Source organism: Phreatobacter oligotrophus, assembly GCF_003046185.1.
Lineage (GTDB): Bacteria > Pseudomonadota > Alphaproteobacteria > Rhizobiales > Phreatobacteraceae > Phreatobacter > Phreatobacter oligotrophus.
The window spans coordinates 302,124-322,056 of the sequence record NZ_PZZL01000004.1; the positions used below are offsets into that span (position 1 = coordinate 302,124).

General features: G+C 69.1%; 18 protein-coding genes. 8 read left to right on the top strand and 10 right to left on the bottom strand.

The window, feature by feature from the left end:
* Window positions 1–419: 419 nt before the first annotated feature.
* Genes C8P69_RS11250 through C8P69_RS11265 form a run of 4 tightly spaced genes read left to right on the top strand, consistent with a single transcriptional unit; the run spans window position 420 to window position 4,254 of the window.
* A complete protein-coding gene (locus C8P69_RS11250; protein WP_108177121.1) occupies window positions 420–1,481 on the top strand; it encodes a sulfate ABC transporter substrate-binding protein in 1,062 nt (353 codons plus the stop codon).
* Window positions 1,478–2,341 (top strand): sulfate ABC transporter permease subunit CysT, encoded by an 864-nt coding sequence (gene cysT / locus C8P69_RS11255; RefSeq protein ID WP_108177123.1) that lies wholly within the window; start codon window positions 1,478–1,480, stop codon window positions 2,339–2,341. The genes C8P69_RS11250 and cysT overlap by 4 nt, the downstream gene beginning before the upstream one ends.
* Window positions 2,334–3,197, top strand: a complete 864-nt coding sequence (gene cysW, locus C8P69_RS11260) for a sulfate ABC transporter permease subunit CysW (RefSeq protein ID WP_108177125.1) — start codon at window positions 2,334–2,336, stop codon at window positions 3,195–3,197. Before cysT ends, cysW begins: the two co-directional genes overlap by 8 nt.
* On the top strand, window positions 3,136–4,254 hold the full coding sequence (locus tag C8P69_RS11265; RefSeq protein WP_425440757.1) for a sulfate/molybdate ABC transporter ATP-binding protein: 1,119 nt from the start codon (window positions 3,136–3,138) through the stop codon (window positions 4,252–4,254). The genes cysW and C8P69_RS11265 overlap by 62 nt, the downstream gene beginning before the upstream one ends.
* Window positions 4,255–4,306: 52 nt before the next feature.
* Here C8P69_RS11265 and C8P69_RS11270 read toward each other — a convergent pair whose 3' ends face one another.
* Window positions 4,307–5,194, bottom strand: coding sequence for an NAD(P)-dependent oxidoreductase (locus C8P69_RS11270; protein WP_108177127.1), 888 nt, complete (start codon window positions 5,192–5,194; stop codon window positions 4,307–4,309).
* Between the two features lie 265 nt (window positions 5,195–5,459).
* Here C8P69_RS11270 and C8P69_RS11275 point away from each other — a divergent pair, with 265 nt between their 5' ends.
* Window positions 5,460–6,404 (top strand): Bug family tripartite tricarboxylate transporter substrate binding protein, encoded by a 945-nt coding sequence (locus C8P69_RS11275; RefSeq protein ID WP_245901991.1) that lies wholly within the window; start codon window positions 5,460–5,462, stop codon window positions 6,402–6,404.
* 63 nt (window positions 6,405–6,467) lie between these two features.
* Here C8P69_RS11275 and C8P69_RS11280 read toward each other — a convergent pair whose 3' ends face one another.
* The gene (locus C8P69_RS11280; protein ID WP_108177131.1) at window positions 6,468–7,364 is read right to left on the bottom strand and encodes a LysR family transcriptional regulator; all 897 of its coding nucleotides are present in this window, start codon (window positions 7,362–7,364) and stop codon (window positions 6,468–6,470) included.
* A 102-nt stretch (window positions 7,365–7,466) separates the two neighbouring features.
* Here C8P69_RS11280 and C8P69_RS11285 point away from each other — a divergent pair, with 102 nt between their 5' ends.
* The gene (locus C8P69_RS11285) at window positions 7,467–8,609 is read left to right on the top strand and encodes an ABC transporter substrate-binding protein (protein ID WP_170118212.1); all 1,143 of its coding nucleotides are present in this window, start codon (window positions 7,467–7,469) and stop codon (window positions 8,607–8,609) included.
* A 55-nt stretch (window positions 8,610–8,664) separates the two neighbouring features.
* Window positions 8,665–9,753 (top strand): MBL fold metallo-hydrolase, encoded by a 1,089-nt coding sequence (locus C8P69_RS11290; RefSeq protein WP_245901992.1) that lies wholly within the window; start codon window positions 8,665–8,667, stop codon window positions 9,751–9,753.
* Between the two features lie 66 nt (window positions 9,754–9,819).
* Here the strand turns inward: C8P69_RS11290 and C8P69_RS11295 are convergent, their stop codons facing one another.
* The 5 genes from C8P69_RS11295 to C8P69_RS11315 form a co-directional block, all read right to left on the bottom strand.
* Entirely contained in the window at window positions 9,820–10,785 is a 966-nt protein-coding gene (locus tag C8P69_RS11295) for a Bug family tripartite tricarboxylate transporter substrate binding protein (RefSeq protein WP_108177135.1), read from the bottom strand.
* Window positions 10,786–10,868: 83 nt separating this feature from the next.
* The gene (hmgA, locus tag C8P69_RS11300; RefSeq protein WP_245902013.1) at window positions 10,869–12,179 is read right to left on the bottom strand and encodes a homogentisate 1,2-dioxygenase; all 1,311 of its coding nucleotides are present in this window, start codon (window positions 12,177–12,179) and stop codon (window positions 10,869–10,871) included.
* A 73-nt stretch (window positions 12,180–12,252) separates the two neighbouring features.
* Window positions 12,253–13,026 (bottom strand): SDR family NAD(P)-dependent oxidoreductase, encoded by a 774-nt coding sequence (locus C8P69_RS11305; protein ID WP_245901993.1) that lies wholly within the window; start codon window positions 13,024–13,026, stop codon window positions 12,253–12,255.
* A gap of 113 nt (window positions 13,027–13,139) precedes the next feature.
* Window positions 13,140–14,465 carry a fumarylacetoacetase gene (gene fahA, locus C8P69_RS11310; RefSeq protein WP_245901994.1) on the bottom strand — a complete coding sequence of 442 codons (1,326 nt, stop codon included), beginning with the start codon at window positions 14,463–14,465 and terminating at the stop codon, window positions 13,140–13,142.
* A gap of 114 nt (window positions 14,466–14,579) precedes the next feature.
* The gene (locus tag C8P69_RS11315) at window positions 14,580–15,353 is read right to left on the bottom strand and encodes a helix-turn-helix transcriptional regulator (RefSeq protein ID WP_170118213.1); all 774 of its coding nucleotides are present in this window, start codon (window positions 15,351–15,353) and stop codon (window positions 14,580–14,582) included.
* 182 nt (window positions 15,354–15,535) lie between these two features.
* On the opposite strand from C8P69_RS11315, the gene C8P69_RS11320 reads away from it, so the two are divergent.
* Window positions 15,536–16,135: a GntR family transcriptional regulator gene (locus C8P69_RS11320; RefSeq protein WP_170118214.1), complete on the top strand. Its 600-nt coding sequence runs from the start codon at window positions 15,536–15,538 to the stop codon at window positions 16,133–16,135.
* A 38-nt stretch (window positions 16,136–16,173) separates the two neighbouring features.
* Here C8P69_RS11320 and C8P69_RS11325 read toward each other — a convergent pair whose 3' ends face one another.
* The 3 genes from C8P69_RS11325 to C8P69_RS11335 all read right to left on the bottom strand — a co-directional run bounded on the left by C8P69_RS11325 (window position 16,174) and on the right by C8P69_RS11335 (window position 19,932).
* Entirely contained in the window at window positions 16,174–16,614 is a 441-nt protein-coding gene (locus C8P69_RS11325) for a sarcosine oxidase subunit gamma family protein (RefSeq protein ID WP_170118215.1), read from the bottom strand.
* Window positions 16,615–16,705: 91 nt separating this feature from the next.
* On the bottom strand, window positions 16,706–19,678 hold the full coding sequence (locus C8P69_RS11330) for a sarcosine oxidase subunit alpha family protein (protein WP_108177145.1): 2,973 nt from the start codon (window positions 19,676–19,678) through the stop codon (window positions 16,706–16,708).
* Window positions 19,675–19,932, bottom strand: a complete 258-nt coding sequence (locus C8P69_RS11335) for a sarcosine oxidase subunit delta (protein WP_108177147.1) — start codon at window positions 19,930–19,932, stop codon at window positions 19,675–19,677. The genes C8P69_RS11330 and C8P69_RS11335 overlap by 4 nt, the downstream gene beginning before the upstream one ends.
* Window position 19,933: the final 1 nt, after the last annotated feature.

The window sequence follows — 19,933 nt, forward strand, 5'->3', positions numbered from 1 at the left end:
ATGTCGATATGAGACAACGGCTTAGAAGATATGCGCGTGAAATAAGAACCAGCTTCGGCGAAGCCTGCGCGAGGGAGACTCTTCTTCCCTTCCAGCCGCGCCGCGGAGATGAGAATCCTCCTGCCGCGCGACGTCCGAACTGGCCCAAAGAGGGAGATTCTTCTCCGATTTGTCACGATTAGCCGCCCGTCGGGAACGGTTCATCCCCGTCGCGGCGCGGCGCGAGGCCGATCGAGGGCGCCCGGAGAGGCGATGAGGGAGAGTGGTTTGCCCCGCACGAGTGCGTGAGAGGAATTTTCCTTTACTACGGCCTTATCTGCGGAAACGCGGATCTTTTTTCTCTTTTCTGCCCAAATCCCGGTTGATCATGGGACCGCTTTGTCATGCTCTTGAAGGCAGAAACGTCATTCGGAGGCCCCATGACCCGCCACGTCCCCGCCCTGTCGCGACGAGCCCTCCTCGCCTATGGCGCCGGCGCTGCCGGCACCGCCGCCCTCATCGGCGCGTCGCGCCCGGTTCGCGCCCAGGCCCCCGTCACCCTCGTCAACGTCTCCTATGATCCGACGCGCGAACTCTACCGCTTCCTCAACGAGGCCTTCGCCAGGCACTGGCGCGAGAAGACCGGCCAGCAGGTGACGATCCGGACCTCGCATGGCGGTTCGGGACGCCAGGCGCGCTCGGTCATCGACGGGCTTGAGGCCGATGTCGTCACGCTGGCTCTCGGCGGCGACATCGACGCGATCGTGGAGAACGGCGGCAAGATCGCGCCGAACTGGCAGAGCCGCCTGCCGAACAACGCCTCGCCCTACACCTCGACCATCGTTCTGCTGGTGCGCAAGGGCAATCCGAAGCGCATCCGCGACTGGGACGACCTCGTCAAACCCGGCATCAGCGTCATCACGCCGAACCCCAAGACCTCCGGCGGCGCCCGCTGGAACTATCTGGCGGCCTGGGCCTACGAGCTCGCGCGCAGCAATGGCGACGCGGCGAAGGCCAAGGACTTCATCGCCGCCCTCTTCAAGAACGTCCCCGTCCTCGACACCGGCGCGCGCGGGGCCACCACCACCTTCGTCCAGCGCAATCTCGGCGACGTGCTGATCGCCTGGGAGAACGAGGCCTATTTGTCGGTGCAGGAATTTGGCGCCGACAAGTTCGACATCATCACGCCCTCGCTCTCCATCCTCGCCGAGCCGCCGGTGGCCGTGGTCGACCAGGTGGTCGACAAGCGCGGCACGCGCGCCGTGGCCCAGGCCTATCTCGAGTTCCTCTACACCCCCGAGGCGCAGAAGATCATCGCGCGGAACTTCTACCGGCCGATCAACCCCGAGGCGGCCGATCCGGCCGACATCGCGCGGTTCCCGCAGCTGAAGCTCGTCACCATCGACCAGCAGTTCGGCGGCTGGGGCAAGGCGCACAAGGAGCACTTCGCCGACGGGGCGAGCTTCGACCAGATCTACCGCCCCGGCGCCGCGACGCGATGACGGCCGCCGCCCTTCCTGCCCTGGGGCTGCCGCGACGCAGGCCGAGCGCCCTGCCCGGCTTCGGGCCGACGCTCGGCTTCGCGCTCGCCTATCTCTCGCTGATCGTGCTGATCCCGCTCTCCGTGCTGGTCTGGCGCGCCTCGGGGCTTGGCGTCAGCGGGCTGGTGGCCGTGGCCGCCTCGCCGCGGGTGCGCGCGGCGCTTGAGACGAGCTTCTACCTGTCGCTGGCGGCGGCCGCGCTGAACGCGGTCGCCGGCCTCGTCGTCGCCTGGGTCCTCACCCGCTACCGCTTTCCCGGGCGCGCCATCCTCGACGCCATGGTCGACCTGCCCTTCGCCCTGCCGACGGCGGTTGCCGGCATCGCGCTCGCCGCCATCTACGCCACCAATGGCTGGGTCGGCGCGCTGGTGAACGACCTCTTCGGCATCCGCATCGCCTTCACGCCCTCCGGCATCTTCGTGGCGCTGGTCTTCATCGGCCTGCCCTTCGTGGTGAGGACCGTGCAGCCGGTCCTGGCGGATCTCGACCGGGAGGTGGAGGAGGCTTCCGCGACGCTCGGGGCGAGCCGCGCCCAGACCATCCTCCGCGTGATCCTGCCGGCGCTGGTCCCGGCCGTGCTGACGGGCTTCGCCCTCGCCTTCGCCCGCGCGGTCGGCGAATATGGCTCGGTGATCTTCATCGCCGGCAACATGCCCTTCGTCTCGGAGATCGCGCCGCTGCTGATCATCGTGCAGCTGGAGGAGTTCAACTATGTCGGCGCCACCGCCATCGCCGTGGTGATGCTGGCCATCTCCTTCACCAGCCTCCTCGCCATCAATCTCGTGCAGGCCTGGTGCCTGAGGCGCTACGGCCATGTCTGACGCGCCCAACGCCGGCTTCCGGTCGCCGCTCCAGGAGCCCGCGCCCGTCCGCTGGCTGCTCATCCTCCTGGCGGTCGCTTTCCTCGCCCTCGTCGTGCTGCTGCCGCTGGCGGCGGTCTTCGCCGAGGCACTGCGCAAGGGTCCCCAGGCGGCGCTCGCCGCCTTCGATGATGAGGCCACCTGGTCGGCGGTGACGCTGACGCTCACCGTCGCGGCCATCACCGTGCCGGCCAATCTCGTCTTCGGCGTCGCCGCCGCCTGGGCCATCGCCAAGTTCGAGTTTCCGGGCAAGAGCCTGCTCATCACGCTCATCGACCTGCCCTTCTCGGTCTCTCCGGTGGTCTCGGGCCTGGTCTTCGTGCTGGTCTTCGGCAGCCACGGCCTGCTCGGACCGTATCTCTCGGCCTGGGACATCAAGATCATCTTCGCCCTGCCGGGCATCGTGCTGGCGACGACCTTCGTGACGCTGCCCTTCATTGCCCGCGAACTCATTCCGCTCATGCAGGAACAGGGCACGGCCGAGGAGGAAGCGGCGCTCACCCTTGGCGCCTCGGGGCTCAAGGCCTTCCTCACCGTGACGCTGCCGAACATCCGCTGGGCCCTGCTCTACGGGGTCCTGCTCTGCAACGCCCGCGCCATGGGCGAGTTCGGCGCCGTCGCCGTCGTCTCAGGCCATATCCGCGGCCTGACCAACACCATGCCGCTCCATGTGGAGATCCTCTACAATGAGTACAATTTCGTTGGCGCCTTCGCGGTTGCCACCCTCCTCGCCCTCCTCGCGCTGGTCACGCTCGGTGCAAAGTCCCTCCTCGAATGGCGATACGGCGACGCGCTCGCCGGCAAGGGCCGACACTGAGACGGCCGCCACGGCCATCGCCGTCCGCGGCGTCGCCAAGGATTTCGGCGGGTCGAAGGCGCTGGACGGCATCGACCTCGACATCCGCCCGGGCGAACTTCTGGCGCTGCTAGGACCCTCGGGTTCCGGCAAGACGACGCTGCTGCGGGCCATTGCGGGCCTCGAACCCCTGACCGCCGGCTCGGTCCATTTCGGCGGCGAGGACGCGACGGGCTTGCGCGTGCAGGACCGCAAGGTCGGCTTCGTCTTCCAACACTATGCCCTGTTCCGCCATATGAGCGTCGCCGACAACATCGCCTATGGCCTGACCGTCCGCCCGCGAGCCCTGCGTCCGCCGCGCGACGAGATCCGCCGGCGCGTCGAGGAGCTCCTCGAGCTCGTCCAGCTGCCCGGCATCGGCAAGCGCTTTCCCGGCCAGCTCTCCGGCGGCCAGCGCCAGCGCGTGGCGCTCGCCCGGGCCCTTGCCGTGGAGCCGCGGGTGCTGCTTCTCGACGAGCCCTTCGGCGCGCTCGACGCCCAGGTGCGCAAGGACCTCAGGCGCTGGCTGCGTGACATCCACCAGCGTACCGGCCACACCACGGTTTTCGTGACCCACGATCAGGAGGAGGCCGTCGAGCTTGCCGACCGCGTCGCCATCCTCAATCGCGGCCGTCTGGAACAGCTGGGATCACCCGACGACATCCTCGACCGCCCGGCCAATGCCTTCGTCGCCGGCTTCGTCGGCCAGGCCGTAAGGCTCGATGTGACGGTGGCGGACGGTTTCATCCGCGCCGGCGGGATCGCGCTCGGACCGGCCCCGGCCGGAGCGTCCGGCGGCCCGGCCGCGCTCTTCCTGCGCAGCAGCGACGTCGATGTGGTCGCCCCGGGAGCCGGGACGGCGACCGGCACGGTCACCGCCATCACCCGGGCCTCGGCCAGCCGCCGCCTGGAGATCCGGCTCGCCGACGATCTGCCGCCGGTCGAGGCCGATGTGGGACTGGACGTTCCCGTGGCGCGCGGCGACACCGTGGCGCTGAGGATCCGGACCGGGCGGCTGTTTGCGCTCCCCTCGACCTGACGGGAGCGCAGCGTTGGGCGCTCCCACCGGGAGCGCCCTCCGAGACTTGGGATCAGGCGCCGCGCTTGACGGTGTAGGTCGGCATTTCCATGCAGTCCTTGCCGCCCCATCCTGCGGCGCTGGCCTCGTCGAACACCGCAAGCGCAGCCCCGGCGACGGGCAGCTGGTATCCCTTGGAGCCGGCCTCGGCGATCATGGTGCGCAGGTCCTTGCGCATGCCGTCGCAATCGAAGAACCCGGGGCCGAGCGCCTTGCCGCCGAGCGCCTCGGCCACGGTCGCGCCCCGGGCCTTCAGGACATTCGGGGCACCCGAGGTCTCCTGGAAGATCTCGATCATCTTGGCACGGTCGATGGGGAGATGTTCACACAGGGCGAAGGCCTCCCCGAGCGCTTGCCAATAGACCGCGAGCGGCAGGTTGATGGCGAGCTTGAAGCTGGAGCCGGCGCCGACCTCGCCCACATGGTCGAAGCGGCGGCACAGCGCCTCGAGAACCGGCCGCGCCCGCTCGACCGCCGCGGCGTCACCGCCGGCAAAGCCGATGAGCTGGCCCTTGAGGGCAGGCCCGACCGTGCCGCCCACCGGGCATTCGACGAAGGCCGCACCGGCCGCGGCGACATCCCGCGCGAGGGCCTGCTCCGTCTGCGGGCGGACCGTGCTCATCTCGATGAAGAGCTTGCCCGCGACGGCGCCTGAGAGCAGGCCGTCGCGGCCGCGATAGACGGTCTCGATCGCCTCGGCATCGGTGAGGATCGTGATGATCACGTCGCAGAGGCTCGAAAGGGCTGCCGGCGATGCGGCCACCGTCGCACCCCGGACCCTCAGCGGCTCGCATTTCTCGGCGCTGCGATTCCACACCACCACGCTCGCGCCGGTCTCGATGAGGCGCTGCGCCATGGCGGCGCCCATCCGGCCAAGCCCGGCCACTCCGATCGTCGGCATTCATCCACCCTCGTATCCGGATGCCTTCCGCGGCCTTGCGGCCGCCGTCTGGCACCTCTGATTGTCCTGTCGCGCAAACCTGCGTCGGACGGCGCAGCCTGAGGCCGCGGCATCCGCGCTGATCTGTCCTGCCCAGTGTGCAAAAGACGCGGCTTCAAGACCAGCCGCTTTCGTGATTGGCTGGGGTCAAGCTCCGGGACAGGAGCTGAAAATCAGGGAGGATGCCATGCGCCTTGACCGGCGGAGCTTTGTCGCGAGTGCGTTGATGTCTGTGGCAGCGGCAGGGACCGCCGCCGGACAGACGAGCTACCCCAACCGCGCCGTGAGGGTGATCGTCCCCTTCCCCGCCGGTGGCACGACGGATCTTCTGGCGCGCCTGGTGAGCGAGCGGCTGCAATCCTACTGGGGCCAGCCCTTCGTCGTGGAGAATGTCGGCGGCGCCGGCGGATCGCTTGGCGCGGACCGCGTCGCCAAGGCGGCCCCCGACGGCTACACGCTGCTGTTCCACAACCTGACCTTCTCGACGACCAGCGTGTCGCTGGAGATCGCCGGGCGCGCGACCCACGACATGTTCCGCGATTTCCGTCCCGTGTCGCTCGCAGCACATGTGCCGATGATCGTGCTCGGCCGGGCCAACAGCCCTCCCGGCACCCTCGCCGACTTCGTGACCGCGGCCCGCCAGTCCGGCGACCCGGCGCTCTACGGGTCAACCGGCCCCGGCAGCGTCATGAATTTCGCCATGGAGGTGTTCAAGCGGGATTCCGGGCTGAAGCTGGACCACGTGCCCTTCCGCGGGGCAGCGCCACTCCTCCAGGAGCTCGTGGCCGGACGCCTGCACCTTGGCGGCGACCAGTTGTCCACCTCGCTGGAGTTCATCCGCTCGGGGGCCGTCCGGCCGCTGGCGACGCTCTCGACCACCCGGCCCACCGCGCTGCCGGATGTTCCGACCGTTCGCGAACTGGGCTTCCCCAACATGGAAATGCAGGGCTGGAACGGCTTCTTCGTGCCGGCCGCGACCCCGGACGACATCGTCGACAAGCTGGAGGCCGGCGTGAAGCGTGCGATGCAGGAACCGGACCTGCGTGCGCGCCTGCAGTCGCTCGGCGCGGACCCCATCGGCTCGACCCCGGCGGAGTTCCTGACGGTCCTGCGCCGCCAGGTCGACGGCGTCCGCCCGCTCATCGCGGAACTGAAGCTGGTGGTGCAGTAACCGCCGCCCCCGACCGGCCGCCGCGGCCGAGGACCGGCCGCGGACCTGCCACTGTCGATACCGTCAGAAGCTCTCGCCGGCATAGCGATCGACGAGGAAATCGATGAAGGTCAGGATCTTCGCCTGGGGCCGCGCCGCCGGCGCATAGACCGCGGAGATGGTCAGTTCGCGGGTCCGGTACTGGCCGAGCAGCCGCATCAGGCGGCCCGCCCGGATCTCCGGTGCGACGATGAAGGCCGGTTGCTGGATGATGCCCTGCCCCGCAATGGCGGCAGCAAGCAGCGCATCGCCGTTGTTGCAGACGAGGTTCCCCCGCGGCTCGACCTTCGTCACCACGCCCGCGGCATCGACCAGCGGCCAGGTGCTGGTCTCCGCGCTATAGGCGTAGCGCAGGCAGTTGTGCTGCCCGAGGTCCGCCGGGACCAGCGGCAGCCCATGGGCGGCGATATAGGAAGGCGCGGCGCAGATGATCGTCCGGGAGGTGGCAAGCCGCGTCGCCCGGACCGGCGAGCCGCCCTCGGCCGTGATGCGGATGGCGAGATCGAACCCTTCGTCGGCCAGGTGAACCTGCCGGTCGCTGAGCACGACGTCGAACAGCACGCGGGGATAGAGAGCGGCGAAGGCCGGCAGCAGCGGCATCACATGCCGCGAGCCGAAGGACACCGGCGCGCTGATCCGCAAGGTGCCGCTGATGCTGTCGCCCGGCGCCGACGAGGCACTCGTGAGGTCGCGATAGCGGTCGACCAGGCTGCGCGCCTCGGCGAGAAATCGGGCGCCCGCTTCCGTCAGCGTCTGCCGGCGGGTCGTCCGGTAGAGCAGCTGGGTTCCCACCCGCCCCTCGATCTGCCGGACAAGCCGGCTGACCGCCATGCGCGACAGGCCGAGAGCATCGGCTGCGGCGGCCTGGCTGCCGAGGTCCACGGTGCGCACGAAGGCTTCGAGTTCGGCCAGACGATCCATGCTAGATTGTATCTCATACGGATATAATTTATCAATCGGCTGTGGTTTGTGTCTCACAGCGTTTCGCAGGATATCGCCGGGACCATCCCACGGAGACGCCTCGTGACCCGCCCAACGCCCTCTGCCCCCGACCGCCGCCGCCTGCTCGGCTATGCCGTCAGCGCCCCCGTCCTCCTCGCTGCCGCGCGGCTGAAGGCGGATCCGGTGCCGCTGCGGCCCGCTCCCGATGTCGAGACCCGCAGCCTCGACGAGATCCACCGTGCGGCCCTCGCCGAGGGCGGCAAGCTCGTCGTCTATGCCGGCGGTGACATTCCCAATGCCTATGCCGGTGTCGAACGCGCCTTCATGGCCCGTTTCCCCGGCATGTCGATCAAGATCGTCACGGATCTGAGCAAGTATCACGATGCCCGCATCGACCTTCAGCTCGCCCGCGGGCGGCTGGAAGCCGACGTCGCCGTGCTGCAGACGCTGCAGGATTTCGACCGGTGGAAGGACGAGGGCCAGCTGCTGGCCTACAAGCCGCTCGATTGGGATGCGATCGCGCCCGGCTACAAGGACCCGGACGGCGCCTTTGCCGGCATCGGCGTCATCGCCTTCAGCAACAGCTACAATCCCGCGATGATCGGGGAGAACGAGGCGCCGCGCGATGCCGTCGATTATCTCGATCCCCGGCTCAAGGGCCGGATCGTGCTCACCTATCCCCATGACGATGACGCCGTGCTCTACCAGTTCGACCGCATCGTGCAGGCCCATGGCTGGGACTACATGGAACGGCTGATGCGCCAGGATGTGCTGTGGATCCGCGGCACGGTGCCGGCTCGCATCGCCGTCAACGAGGGCAAGCGCGCCGTCACCTTCACGGCCTCCGGCACCTTCGCACCGCCCGCCAATGCCCCGTCGCGGTTCATCCTGCCGCGCAACGACGTCTTCCTGTCCTGGCCGCAGACCGGTGCGATCTTCAGGGAAGCCCGCCACAAAGAGGCCGCGCGCCTCTATGTGAGCTGGATGGCCTCGCGTGACGCGACCGTCTCCCGCACGACCCAGTGGTCGGTGCGGCGCGACGTGCCGGCCGCCGGCAATGTCGGGCCGATCGGCAATTTCAACACCGACCCGCTGCGGTTCCGCGTCTTCATGAAGGACCGGACGCGCGTCGAGCGCCTCAAGACCCAGTTCGAGCACTTCATCGGACCGGCCGAGGGCCCGAACCCCACCGGCACCAAGGGTGTCTACGTCGCAGAGGCCTGATGGCCCTGGCGCCGGTTGCATCGCCGCGGACCAGACCTCACTCTGGACGCCCGCCATGCCGCCGGCGCATCGTGACCCCTTCCGCGCATCGATCACCGAGGACCCTGCGATGCTGTTCCGCAAGCCGCCATCCCTCCCGCTGCGCGCCGAGGCGGTCGACCCAAGCCGGCGGGATTTCCTCGCCATGGCCTGCGCCTGCTGCGCCATGGCGGCCCTGCCGGCGGATCCTGCCAAAGCCCAGTCGGCCGCCGTGCAGCGGCACCTCGCGGCGGCGCGGGCCGCGGCGGGCGATGATCTTCTTTCCTATCTGCGCCTGTCGGAGATCGTCGCTCCGACGCCCGGGGCCCGTCCGATGTCGCCGGATGAACTGATGCGCCTGCCGGCCCCGCCCCCCGGCAAGGCTTTCGACAACCTGTTCTTCGTCGGCAGCCGCTGGGTCAGCGCCTGGGCGCTCGTGACTTCCGACGGCATCATCCTCATCGATGCCATGGACAATGACGACGAGGCCGAACACATCATCGATGCCGGCATGCGGCGCCTGGGGCTCGACCCGGCCGCGATCAAGATGGTGATCGTCACTCATGGCCATGGCGACCATTATGGCGGCGTCGGCTATCTCAAGCGCCGCTACGCGCCGCGGATCGTCGCCTCATCCCTCGACTGGACCATGATGGAGACCCAGCTCGAGTTCGACCGGCCCGACTGGGGCCGGCCGCCGCAGCGCGACATGGCGGTCGAGGACGGCAGCGTCCTGCGCCTGGGCGACACCAGCGTCGCCGTCATCCTCACCCCCGGCCACACCATGGGCACCATCTCGCTGGCCTTCGACGTGCGCGATGGCGCCCGCACCCACCGCGCCCTGCTCTGGGGCGGCACCGCCTTCAACTTCGGCCGCCGCCCTGATCGCCTCGTCAGGCTCCAGGCCTATATCGACGGCACCGCGCGCGTGCGCGACCGCGCCGGGCGCGAGGGCATGGATGTCTTCATCTCGAACCATCCGATCTACGACGAGGCGGTCGACAAGCTGGGGCGCATGGGAGACGGCCGCCCCAACCCCTTCGTGATCGGCACGGCCGCGACGCAGAGGGCCCTCACGGTCATGCATGAATGCGCCCTCGCCACGATGGAAGTGTGGAAGGGCTGACGCTCCACGCCTCCCGATGGGCGCTGGCCGCCACGGCCGGATGCGCGCGTCCGGTCGCCTCTCGTGCTAGAGTTGCTCGATCCCGGACGCCCGGACGACGCGCTTCCAGCGCTCGATCTCGCCGACGACGAAGGCCTTCATGCCCTCCGGCGTCGAGCCCTCGGGCTTCACGCCGAGGAAACCGAGCTGCTCGCGCACCTGCGCCGACAGCAGCGCCTTGTTGATGGCGCCCTCGAGCCGGGCGATGACCGGTGCGGGGGTCGCGGCCGGCGCCGCGATGCCGATCCATGAGCGAACCTCGAAGCCCGGCAGCGTGGTTGCGATCGGCACCACCTCAGGCAGCGCCGGCCAGGGCTCGCGGCTGGTCACGCCGAGGCCGCGGATCGTCCCGGCCCGGATCGCCGCGCCGGTGACGGTGATGGAATCAACCATCAGGTCGATGCGGCCGGACATCAGGTCGCTGAGGGGCTGCATGCCGCCGCGATAGGGAACATGCGTCAGCTTGATGCCGGCCGTCTCGGCGAAGAGCTCACCGGCGAGGTGCTGCGTCGATCCGAATCCCACGGACGAGAAGGTCAGCTTGCCGGGCTCGCGCCTTGCCGCCTCCACAAGCTGGGCGATCGACTGGATCGGGCTGTCGGCCCGGGCTGCGATGACGAAGGGAAAGGTTGCCACCAGCGAGGCGAAGGCAAAATCATCGACCGGATTGAAGCGCAGGCTCTTGTAGAGGGCCGCCGAAACGGCATGGCCGCCGGTGAGCAGGATGATCGTGTGGCCATCGGGCGTGGCGCGGGCGACCTGCTCGGAGGCCAGATTGCCGCCGGCCCCCGGCTTGGCCTCGACCACCACCTGCTCGCCAAGATCCTGGGAGAGCGCGTTGGCGACGACGCGCGAGATGGAGTCGGCGTTACCGCCGGCGCCGAAACCGTGCATGAGCATCACGGGACGCCGCGGCCAGGCCTGGGCCGAGGCCATCCGGGGCAGGAGGCCGGTGGAGAGAAGGGCGGCCACGGCCGCGCGGCGTGTAGGCATCGGGGGCTCCTTGGATGCGTGACGGTCGGGAGCGTCTTGGCGCGCTCTCGTCTTGATGTGCGGCGCCCTGGCGCAGCGGAGTCTCAGGTCGGCGCGAAGGCGCGTTCGATCCGATCCCAGCAATCCGGATAGGCGCCGTCCATGAGGTCGAGGCTGGAGGCATAGGCGGTGGGGCTGAGCGGAAAGCGCGTCTCGAACATGAAGGCCATGGTCCCCGACAGCTTCTCCGGATGCAGCGGCTTGTTGGATGCCTTCTCGAAGGCCTCGGCATCGGGGCCGTGGGCGATCAGCGCATTGTGCAGGCTCATCCCCCCCGGCACGAAGCCACCGGGCTTGGCGTCATAGACGCCATAGATCAGGCCCATGAACTCGCTCATGACGTTCATGTGGTACCAGGGCGGGCGGAACGAGTTCTCCATCACGATCCAGCGTTCGGGAAAGATGACGAAGTCGACATTGGCCGTTCCCGGCGTGTCGGAGGCCGAGGTGAGGACGGTGTAGATCGACGGATCGGGATGGTCGAAGAGGATCGACCCCACCGGCGAGAAGCGGCGCAGATCGTACTTCACCGGTGCGAAATTGCCGTGCCACGCCACGACATCCAGCGGCGACTGCGGCAGGTCGGTCACGTAGAGCTTCCCCAGCGCCTTGACGAACATGCGACAGGGCCGCTCCTTGTCCTCGAAGGCAGCCACCGGAGCGAGGAAATCGCGGGGATTGGCGAGGCAATTGGCGCCGATCGGGCCGCGCTCGGGCAGGGTCAGGTAGGAGCCGTAATTCTCGCAGACATAGCCGCGCGCCGGGCCGTTGGGCAGGTCGACCTTGAACTTCATCCCCTTCGGAACGATGACGATCTCGCCGGGCGCCGCATCGAGAATGCCGCATTCGGTGAACACCCGGATGCTGTTCTCCTGCGGCACGAGCAGCATCTCGCCGTCGCAATTGTAGAAATAGTCGTCGCCCATGGACTGGTTGGCCACATAGACGTGGCTTGCCATGCCGGCCTGCATATGGACGTCGCCGCCGGTGCAGATGGTACGCAGGCCCGACAGGAAGGTGCAGGGCTCGCTGGGGATGGCGATGGGATGCCAGCGCATCTGGGCGATGGGCAGCGAACTCTCATCGCGGCAGGGCGCCGTGCGGATCAGGCCATGGTCGACCTGCCGGAAGCCGCGACCATGTTTCACCGAGGGCCGGATCCGGTAGAACCAGGTCCGCTTGTTGGCGTGGCGCGGAGCGGTGAAGGCCGAGCCGGACAATTGCTCCGCATAGAGGCCCTGCGGCGCCTTCTGCGGCGAGTTGCGCATGATCGGCAGGGCGCCCTCGACCGCCTCGGTGGCGAAGGAATTCTCGAAGCCGGTCATGTAGGCGATGGAGCCGTCGCGCGGCGACAGGACCGCCTCGCTCGGCGCGAAGGTGGGAACGGCGTTCACGGCTGTCTCTCCTCTGTCTGGGGCGGCGTCGGCGCTAGAGATGGCGCCCGTTGTCGACGACGATGGCGCTGCCGGTCGTCAGGCGCAGATGCGTGATGGCGGCGAGGATCGCGAGGGCGACGTCGTCGGCCTCCGTCACGATCTTCAGCGGCGTGCTGGCGGCCTGCTTCTCGACAGTCTCGCGGCCGCGGCCCGGCACGAAATCGGTCGCCACCGCCGCCGGCGCGACGGAGATGACCCGCGTTTCCGGGGCCAGAACACGGGCCAGGGACAGGCTCATCGTGTCGAGCGCGCCCTTGGAGGCGCAGTAGGCGATGGAACTGCCGAGCCCCGTCGTTCCCGACAGCGACGACACGTTGATCACGACGGAATCGCCGCTCGCCCGCAGCAGCGGGGCAAAGGCGCGGATCGTCGCGAAGGGGCCGCGGACATTGGTCAGCAGGATCCGGTCGAAGGTCGCATCGTCGAGGGCGTCGAGGTCGGCATGCGGGACGGCGCGGGTCACGCCGGCGGAATTGACCAGCACGTCGACCTTGCCGAAGGCCGCGCGCACGGCCTCGGCGGCGGCGACGATGGCGGCGCTGTCCTCCATCGGCAGATGCAGGGCGACATGGCCCTGGCCGGGCAGCTGGGCGATGAGCGCCTCGGCGCGCTGCTGGCCCGCATTGTAGCCGACCACGACCGTGGCCCCGGCCGCGGCGAGCCGCTGGACGGTGGCGGCCCCAATGCCGCTGCTGCCGCCGGTCACCACCGCGATCCGTCCGCGGAGCGGATATTCGCCCTGCCCGCCCTGTCGCAAGCTGCTCACTGCGTCTCTCCCTGATCGTTCCGGTGACCCGGCTTCGCGGCTCATGGCCCTTGTGGCGTCAGTCTACAGGTTTCGCCGGGATCCCTCTGTCCCAAGCGATGGGGACATGGTCGTCAGGTGCCGACCGGCAGCGCCGGTAGGACCGTGCCCCGACAGGTGCCGAAGCCGAGAGAGGCAAAGCCGGGCTTCTCGCATCGTCCCGTGAGGGACAGCTCGTCTCCATCCTCGAGGAAACGGCGGCTGTCGCCATTGGCCAGTGTTTTCGGCTCGCTGCCGCCCCGGGTGATCTCGAGCAGGCTGCCGAGGGAATCCGGACCATCGCCGGAAATGGTTCCGGTGCCATAGAGGTCGCCGGCCTCCAGGCTGCAGCCATTGCTCGTCTGGTGCGCGACCATCTGCGCCGGCGTCCAGTAGAGCCCCGCCGCGGAGGCCGTGCCGAGACGCTCGGCGGGATGGCCGGCGGCGGCCATGGCAGCCGTCCGCAGCCAGGCGGACAGGGTGATGTCGAGGCCCCCCATGGCCTGGTCCGCGGGGTCGAGCAGGTAGGGAAGCGGCGCCGGGTCATCCGCCGCCCTGGCGGCGGCCGGCACGCGAAACGGCTTCAGCGCCTCGGCTGTCACGATCCATGGCGACACCGAGGTCGCGAAGCTCTTGCCGAGAAACGGTCCGAGCGGCTGGTATTCCCACGCCTGGATGTCGCGGGCGGACCAGTCGTTAAGGAGGCAGAAGCCGAAAATATGCTGCCACGCCGCGTCGATGGTGACGGTCTCGCCGACCGCGGTGCCTCCGCCGAGGAAGATGCCGAGCTCCATCTCGTAGTCGAGCCGCAGGCTAGGGCCGAATGACGGCGTCTCCTCACCCTCCCGGCGCCTCTGACCATTCGGGCGGCGGATGTCGGCGCCATCCGCCCTGATGGTCGAGGCCCGCCCGTTATAGGCGATCGGCACGTGCTTGTAGTTCGGCAGGAGCGGCGCATTCGGCCGGAACAGGCGCCCCGCATTGGTCGCATGCTGGATCGAGGCGAAGAAGTCGATGAAGCCGCCGGGACGGACGGGCAGCCGCATCTCGGCATCGGCCATGCTGAACAGGAAGGGCTCGAGCGCGGACTGGTGCGGCGATCCCGCCTCCAGGCGTTGGACCAGAGCGCGGCGCAAAGCCCTCCACGCCGACGGCTGAAGCGCCATCAGCGGCCCGAGCGACGGCGCGGTCAGCACCGTGACGGCGGAATCGACCTCGTCGGCCAGCTGCGTCGCGATTGCCGCGAGATCCAGGATGCGGTCGCCGATGGCGACCCCGATGCGGAACTCGGCAGCGCCTTTCGGCCGGAACACGCCGAGGGGAAGGTTCTGCAGCGGGAAATCGGTCCGGGGATCATGGGCGGAGGCAACCCAGCTGCGGCGTTCGGGAGCATGGGTCTCATCAATGGGGCTGTCGGTCACGACGCTCTCGGGGTGCTTCGGAAACGCCCGGCAGTGTCGCACCGGAAGGCTCCCGGCGCTGTCACAGCGGCTGGGGACAAGGGCGGGGGCCAGCGCGTGGCGGCCGGCGGGCCATCACATCATCAGGCGGCGCATCAGCTCATTCTGCGAGGAGATGCCGAGCCGGGCATAGGCGCGCTTGCGATAGGTCAGGACGGTGTTCAGGCCAATACCGAGACGCAGCCCGATGCCCTCCGATGTCACCCCTTGCGCGATCAGGGCGCAGACCTGTCGCTCGCGCTCGGTCAGGCCCGGTTCGAGCCGTTGGATGCGCGCGTCGAGATTGTCATCAACGCCGCGCGAACCCTCGGCCGAGACCGCCTCGTCGTGCCGCCACAGCAAGGCCATCAGCAGATCGGCCATCTGCCCGAGCCGGGCGACGTCCTCCTGCCGGAAATCGTCATCCCGCGCGCGATAGACGCTGAGGCGCATCGTCCGGCCGTTGCGCTTCTCCGCGACCGACAGCCGGTGGTCGAGGTTGATCTCGGCGTAGCATTCCCGGCGATAGTCGCCCTTCTCCACATCGGCAGCGTCGATATCGACGATGATGCGGCCATCCCGCGCCGCGGGACCGGCCAGCAGCCGGGTGACGGGATCGTTGTTCCAGTGCCGGCGGATGTAGCGGTCGGCGACCGTCCGGGCCACGCGGCGGGGCCCAAGGTTCTCCGCCAGGACGGTCTGGATGGTCCCGCAGTGGGTCGTGGCGAAGGCGGTGACATGGTCCGTGCCGAGGGCCGACCGCGCGAAAGTCAGGAATTGCGACCCGAAATCGCTGTGGCCGATATGGGCGATGAGCCCGGCACATCCGGGATCCTGCGTGCCGAACCGTCCCCCGTCATAGACCTGCATCGGACATCTCCCGCCCCATGGCGCGTCGTCAACGAACGCTCCAAGCGTTTGCATTCTTGTTTGCATGCAAACTCGCATGCGTGTTACGGAGGTGTCAATGAAGGGAGATGTCCGAGGTGCGTTCGCTATCGGTCACGACGCCAGGCGCCGCCGCGCTGCCGCCGCAACGCCGGTCAGGAGAGGTGTTCGATCGCGTCCGGCAGGCGATCATTGCGGGCGAGTTGCGTCCCAATGAGCCGCTGATCGAGGCCGATATCGCCGAACGCCTCGGTGTCAGCCGTACGCCGGTGCGCGAGAGCCTGCAGAGGCTGGCGGCCGCCGGGTTGATCGTCCCGCGCAAGCGTGGCTGGGCGGTTCGGGAGTTCTCGCTTGAGGACCTCACCCTGAATGCGGAGGTTCGCGCCGCGCTGGAGGGCTTCGCCGCGGGATTGGCGGCCCAACGCGCCACGGCCGACGACCTCGCGCAGCTGTTCGCCATCCATGCGGAGCGTCTGGCGCTGGATCCGCAGGACGAGAAGGCCCGCGTGCGCACCAACCGGGCCTTCCACGACGCGGTCATCGCCGCGGCCCGCAATCCGAAGCTGGTCGACGCGATCGACGCGACGGGCCTGTTCTACTTCAACGGCGACGTGGTGCGCATGTCGTCGGCCGAGCAGATGGCGCAGGGCAATGCCGACCATGCCCTGATCCTCGAGGCCCTGGCGGCAAGGGACGCGACCGCGGCGGAGCGCCATATGCGGGCCCATATCGAACGGACGACGCGGATCATCCGCAGCCGCTGACGATCATGCGCTCGTCCCAGACCGGCGCCGACGCCAGGCTAGCGCGTCACATAGCCATGAGGGGCTGCCGCAGCCTCCACGGCATGGAGCAGCGCCCCGGCAAAGGACCGGTACACCGCGATCTCCACGGCCTCGGCTGCGTCGGCGCGCCAGACCAGCATCGACAGATGCGCCGCATAGGTGGCAGCCGCCGCGCCGGGACCAAACGCGCTCGGATGCAGGTCGATCGGCAGAACGGCCGAAAGAGCCTCACGCCAGGCCGGACCGGACACACGCAGAATGGCGCGCGATCCGGTAAGGTCGGTGACCGGACCATCCAAAGCCTGGAGATCCAGCATGGCGCCAGGGTCGCCGACCACCAGCGTCTGGTCCGGCTGGGTCGTGACATAGGTGGCGTTCCCCCGCCGGACCGCGCCGAAAGGCGCCGGGGCCGCGAGCACGACAGAGGCCAGTCCGCGCAGGGAGACGTCTTCGATCACCAATCCGCCCTGCCCCGGCCGGCCGTGGACACCCGGTGTGATCAGGGCAGCGAATGGACTGCGCGGCAGCAGCGGCGCGGAGGCTTCGACACTAACCACGGGCGCGCCCCCCTTCCGGATCGACAAAGACCGGGTGGACGACGTCGCACAGGACATCGCCGCCGCGGACAGGATCGAAGGCGCGGACCGTCTCGCCGATGCGCGTCCGCCCTCCCCTCATCAGCGCCAGCGCGATGGAGGAGGACAGCGTCGGCGAGAAGCAGGCGGAGGTGACATAGCCCTGGTCGGCCTCGATCGAGGGCGCCACGTCCGGCGGCAGCAGGTGCGAGCCAGCCCGCAGGGTCGCCGCCGGGTCCTTCGGCTTCAGTCCAACGAGGCCGGGCCGCATGGGATCGACCAACGCCGGGCGACCGGCAAGGGCCCGGCCGATGAAGTCCTTGCCCTTGGCCATCATGCCGCCAAGGCCCAGGTCACCGGCCGTCGTCTGCCCGTTGATCTCGCCGCCGCCCACATGGCCCTTCTCGATGCGCAGGACGCCGAGAGCCTCGGTGCCATAGGGGGTCAGGCCGAAGGGGGCCCCGGCCTCCATCAGCCGCTCCATGAAGGCATGGCCAAGATCGGCGGGAACGCCGATCTCGTAGGCGCGCTCGCCGGAAAAGGACATGCGGTAGAGCCGCACCGGGACCCCGAAGATCACCGTCTCCAGCATGCTCATATGCGGCATGGCCGCGTCCGAGACGTCGGTCCCCGGCGCGATGGACGCCAGGAGGTCACGCGAGCGCGGCCCGGCGATCGACATCTGCGCCCAGCGATCGGTGACCGACAGGAACGACACGTCGAGGTCCGGCCTGTGCACCTGGTGGCAGAATTCCAGATGCTGCATCACCTTGCCGGCATTGGCCGTCGTCGTGGTGATGAAGAACCTGTCCTCGGCAAGGCGCGCCACCACGCCATCATCCATCACGAAGCCGTCTTCGCGCAGCATCAGCCCATAGCGGAGGCGGCCAGGCTTCAGGCTCGACATCGTGTTGGCGTAGACGAAATCGAGCAGGGCGGCCGCGCCCGGCCCCACGGCCTCGATCTTGCCGAGGGTCGAGACATCGCAGACACCGACGCCAGCGCGCACGGCCAACGCTTCCCGGTCAACGGAATCGCGCCAGCCCTTCTCGCCAGGCCGCGCATACCATTCGGCGCGCAGCCAGGGGCCGACCTCCACGAAGCTCGCCCCGTTGGCGCAGGCCCAATCATGGAGCGGGGTCGTCCGCGTCGGGCGGAAATGCCGGCCCCGATGGCTGCCGGCGATGGCGCCGATCGCCACCGGCGTATAGGGCGGACGGAACACCGTCGTGCCGGTCTGGGCGATGGTGCGCGCGGTCGCCTCCGCCAGCACGGCGAGACCGGCGACGCTCGATGTCTTGCCCTGGTCCGTCGCCATGCCCATGGTCGTGTAGCGCTTGGCATGTTCGACCGACCGGAACCCCTCCCGCGCGGCGAGCGCCACATCGTCAGCCGTCACGTCGTGCTGGAAGTCGAGATAGGCCTTCTTGCCGGGAACCGCGAAGAAGGCGGCAAGCCCGCCCGCTTCGCGCTCGGTCTTCGGCAGCGGCAGATTGGGCGAGGGGTAACCGAGATCCCCCAGGGCGGCCGCAGCCGCCTCGGCGCCGGAGCTCAGGCATTCGCCGAGCGTGAAGGCGCCCCTCGCCGCACCGGCGGCGGACAGCCCCGGCGGCAGCGCATCGGGCACGAAGGCCGCCCTGCTCTCGTCCCAGCGCGGCTTGTGGCCGAGATGCGCCGTCAGATGGAGCGTCGGATTCCAGCCGCCCGATACGGCCAGCAGGTCGCAGTCGACGCGGTGGCTCTTTCCCGAGGCATCCACGAGGTCAGCCGCCTGGAGGCCGAGATAGCCATGGGTGCCGGTCACCCGGCCGCCGGCGAGGACGCGCGTGGAACCGGCCGGGATGAGCGCCCGGACGGCATCGGGCACATCGGGACGCACGTCGACCACGGCCTCAAGACTGATGCCCGCGGCCAGTGCATCGCGCGCCGTGCGCCAGCCGTCATCGGTGGCGGTGAACAGCACCATCCGCCGCCCCGGCGCCACCGCATAGCGATTGAGATAGACCCGCACCGCCGCCGCGGACATCACGCCCGGCCGGTCGTTGCCCGGAAAGGCGATCGGCCGCTCGATGGCGCCGGCCGCGAGGATCGTGCGCTTCGCCACGATCTGCCAATAGCGCTGGCGCGGCTCGAACGGGTCCGGCTCGGGCTTGTGGTCGGCCACCCGCTCAAGCGCGGAATGAACACCATGGTCGAACAGGCCGAACACGGTGGTGCGCGTGAGCAGGGTGACATTGTCGAGAGCCGCCAGTTCGTCGGCCATGCTCCGGACCCATTCGCTGCCGGGGCGCCCGTCGAGGCGCTCGGTCTCGCAGTTCAGCCGGCCGCCGAGGATTGGCTCCTCCTCGCAGAGCACGACCCGCGCTCCGGCCCGCCCCGCGGCCAGCGCCGCGATCAGGCCGGTGGCTCCACCGCCGACGATGAGGACATCGCAGAACAGCCGCCGCCGCTCGTAGCTGTCGGGATCCGGCGCCTCAGCCGCCCGCCCGAGGCCGGCGGCGCGGCGGATCAGCGGTTCATAGACCTTCTCCCAGAAGGAGGCGGGCCACATGAAGGTCTTGTAGTAGAAGCCGGCAGCGAAGACCGGCGACAGCAGCGAGTTCACCGCCATCGCGTCGAACTTGAGCGAAGGCCAGCGGTTCTGGCTCGCCGCCTCCAGCCCGTCGAACAGCTCGATCTGCGTCGCGCGCGTGTTGGGTTCGCGCCTTGCCCCTGTCCGCAATTCCATCAGGGCGTTCGGCTCTTCCGAGCCGGCGCCCCAGACGCCGCGGGGCCGGTGGTGCTTGAACGAGCGCCCCATCAGGCGCACGCCGCTTGCGAGAAGCGCGGAGGCGAGCGAGTCGCCCTGGAAGCCCTGGTAGCTACGCCCATCGAACCGGAAAGCGACGGGCCGCTCCCGGTCAATGAGGCCGCCGGCGGCCAGTCGATTGGGGGCGCCCGCGGTCATGGTGCGCTCCTGGCCGGTTCGGCGGCCGCGACGAGATGATTGCGGGTATCGCGCGTCACCACCAGCCAGCGGCGGCAGCCATAGACGTGCTGCCAATGCTCGCGCACCGTCCCGGCGGGGTTGTCCCGCAGGTGCTGGTAGTCAACGAAAGCGGATAGCGGTGCCTCGGCCGGCGGACGTGGCCCCGGCACGAGACCGACGGAGACGAACTCCTCCGAGCCGCGTTCGCCGCAGAAGGGACAAGGGATCCTCATC

Excerpts from the sequence above, each read along its gene's own strand:
- C8P69_RS11250 (WP_108177121.1), top strand. The coding sequence starts at position 420 with ATGACCCGCCACGTCCCCGCCCTGTCGCGACGAGCCCTCCTCGCCTAT.
- cysT (WP_108177123.1), top strand. The coding sequence starts at position 1,478 with ATGACGGCCGCCGCCCTTCCTGCCCTGGGGCTGCCGCGACGCAGGCCG.
- cysW (WP_108177125.1), top strand. The coding sequence starts at position 2,334 with ATGTCTGACGCGCCCAACGCCGGCTTCCGGTCGCCGCTCCAGGAGCCC.
- C8P69_RS11270 (WP_108177127.1), bottom strand. The coding sequence starts at position 5,194 with ATGCCGACGATCGGAGTGGCCGGGCTTGGCCGGATGGGCGCCGCCATG.
- C8P69_RS11275 (WP_245901991.1), top strand. The coding sequence starts at position 5,460 with ATGTCTGTGGCAGCGGCAGGGACCGCCGCCGGACAGACGAGCTACCCC.
- C8P69_RS11280 (WP_108177131.1), bottom strand. The coding sequence starts at position 7,364 with ATGGATCGTCTGGCCGAACTCGAAGCCTTCGTGCGCACCGTGGACCTC.
- C8P69_RS11290 (WP_245901992.1), top strand. The coding sequence starts at position 8,665 with ATGCCGCCGGCGCATCGTGACCCCTTCCGCGCATCGATCACCGAGGAC.
- C8P69_RS11295 (WP_108177135.1), bottom strand. The coding sequence starts at position 10,785 with ATGCCTACACGCCGCGCGGCCGTGGCCGCCCTTCTCTCCACCGGCCTC.
- C8P69_RS11315 (WP_170118213.1), bottom strand. The coding sequence starts at position 15,353 with ATGCAGGTCTATGACGGGGGACGGTTCGGCACGCAGGATCCCGGATGT.
- C8P69_RS11330 (WP_108177145.1), bottom strand. The coding sequence starts at position 19,678 with ATGACCGCGGGCGCCCCCAATCGACTGGCCGCCGGCGGCCTCATTGAC.
- C8P69_RS11335 (WP_108177147.1), bottom strand. The coding sequence starts at position 19,932 with ATGAGGATCCCTTGTCCCTTCTGCGGCGAACGCGGCTCGGAGGAGTTC.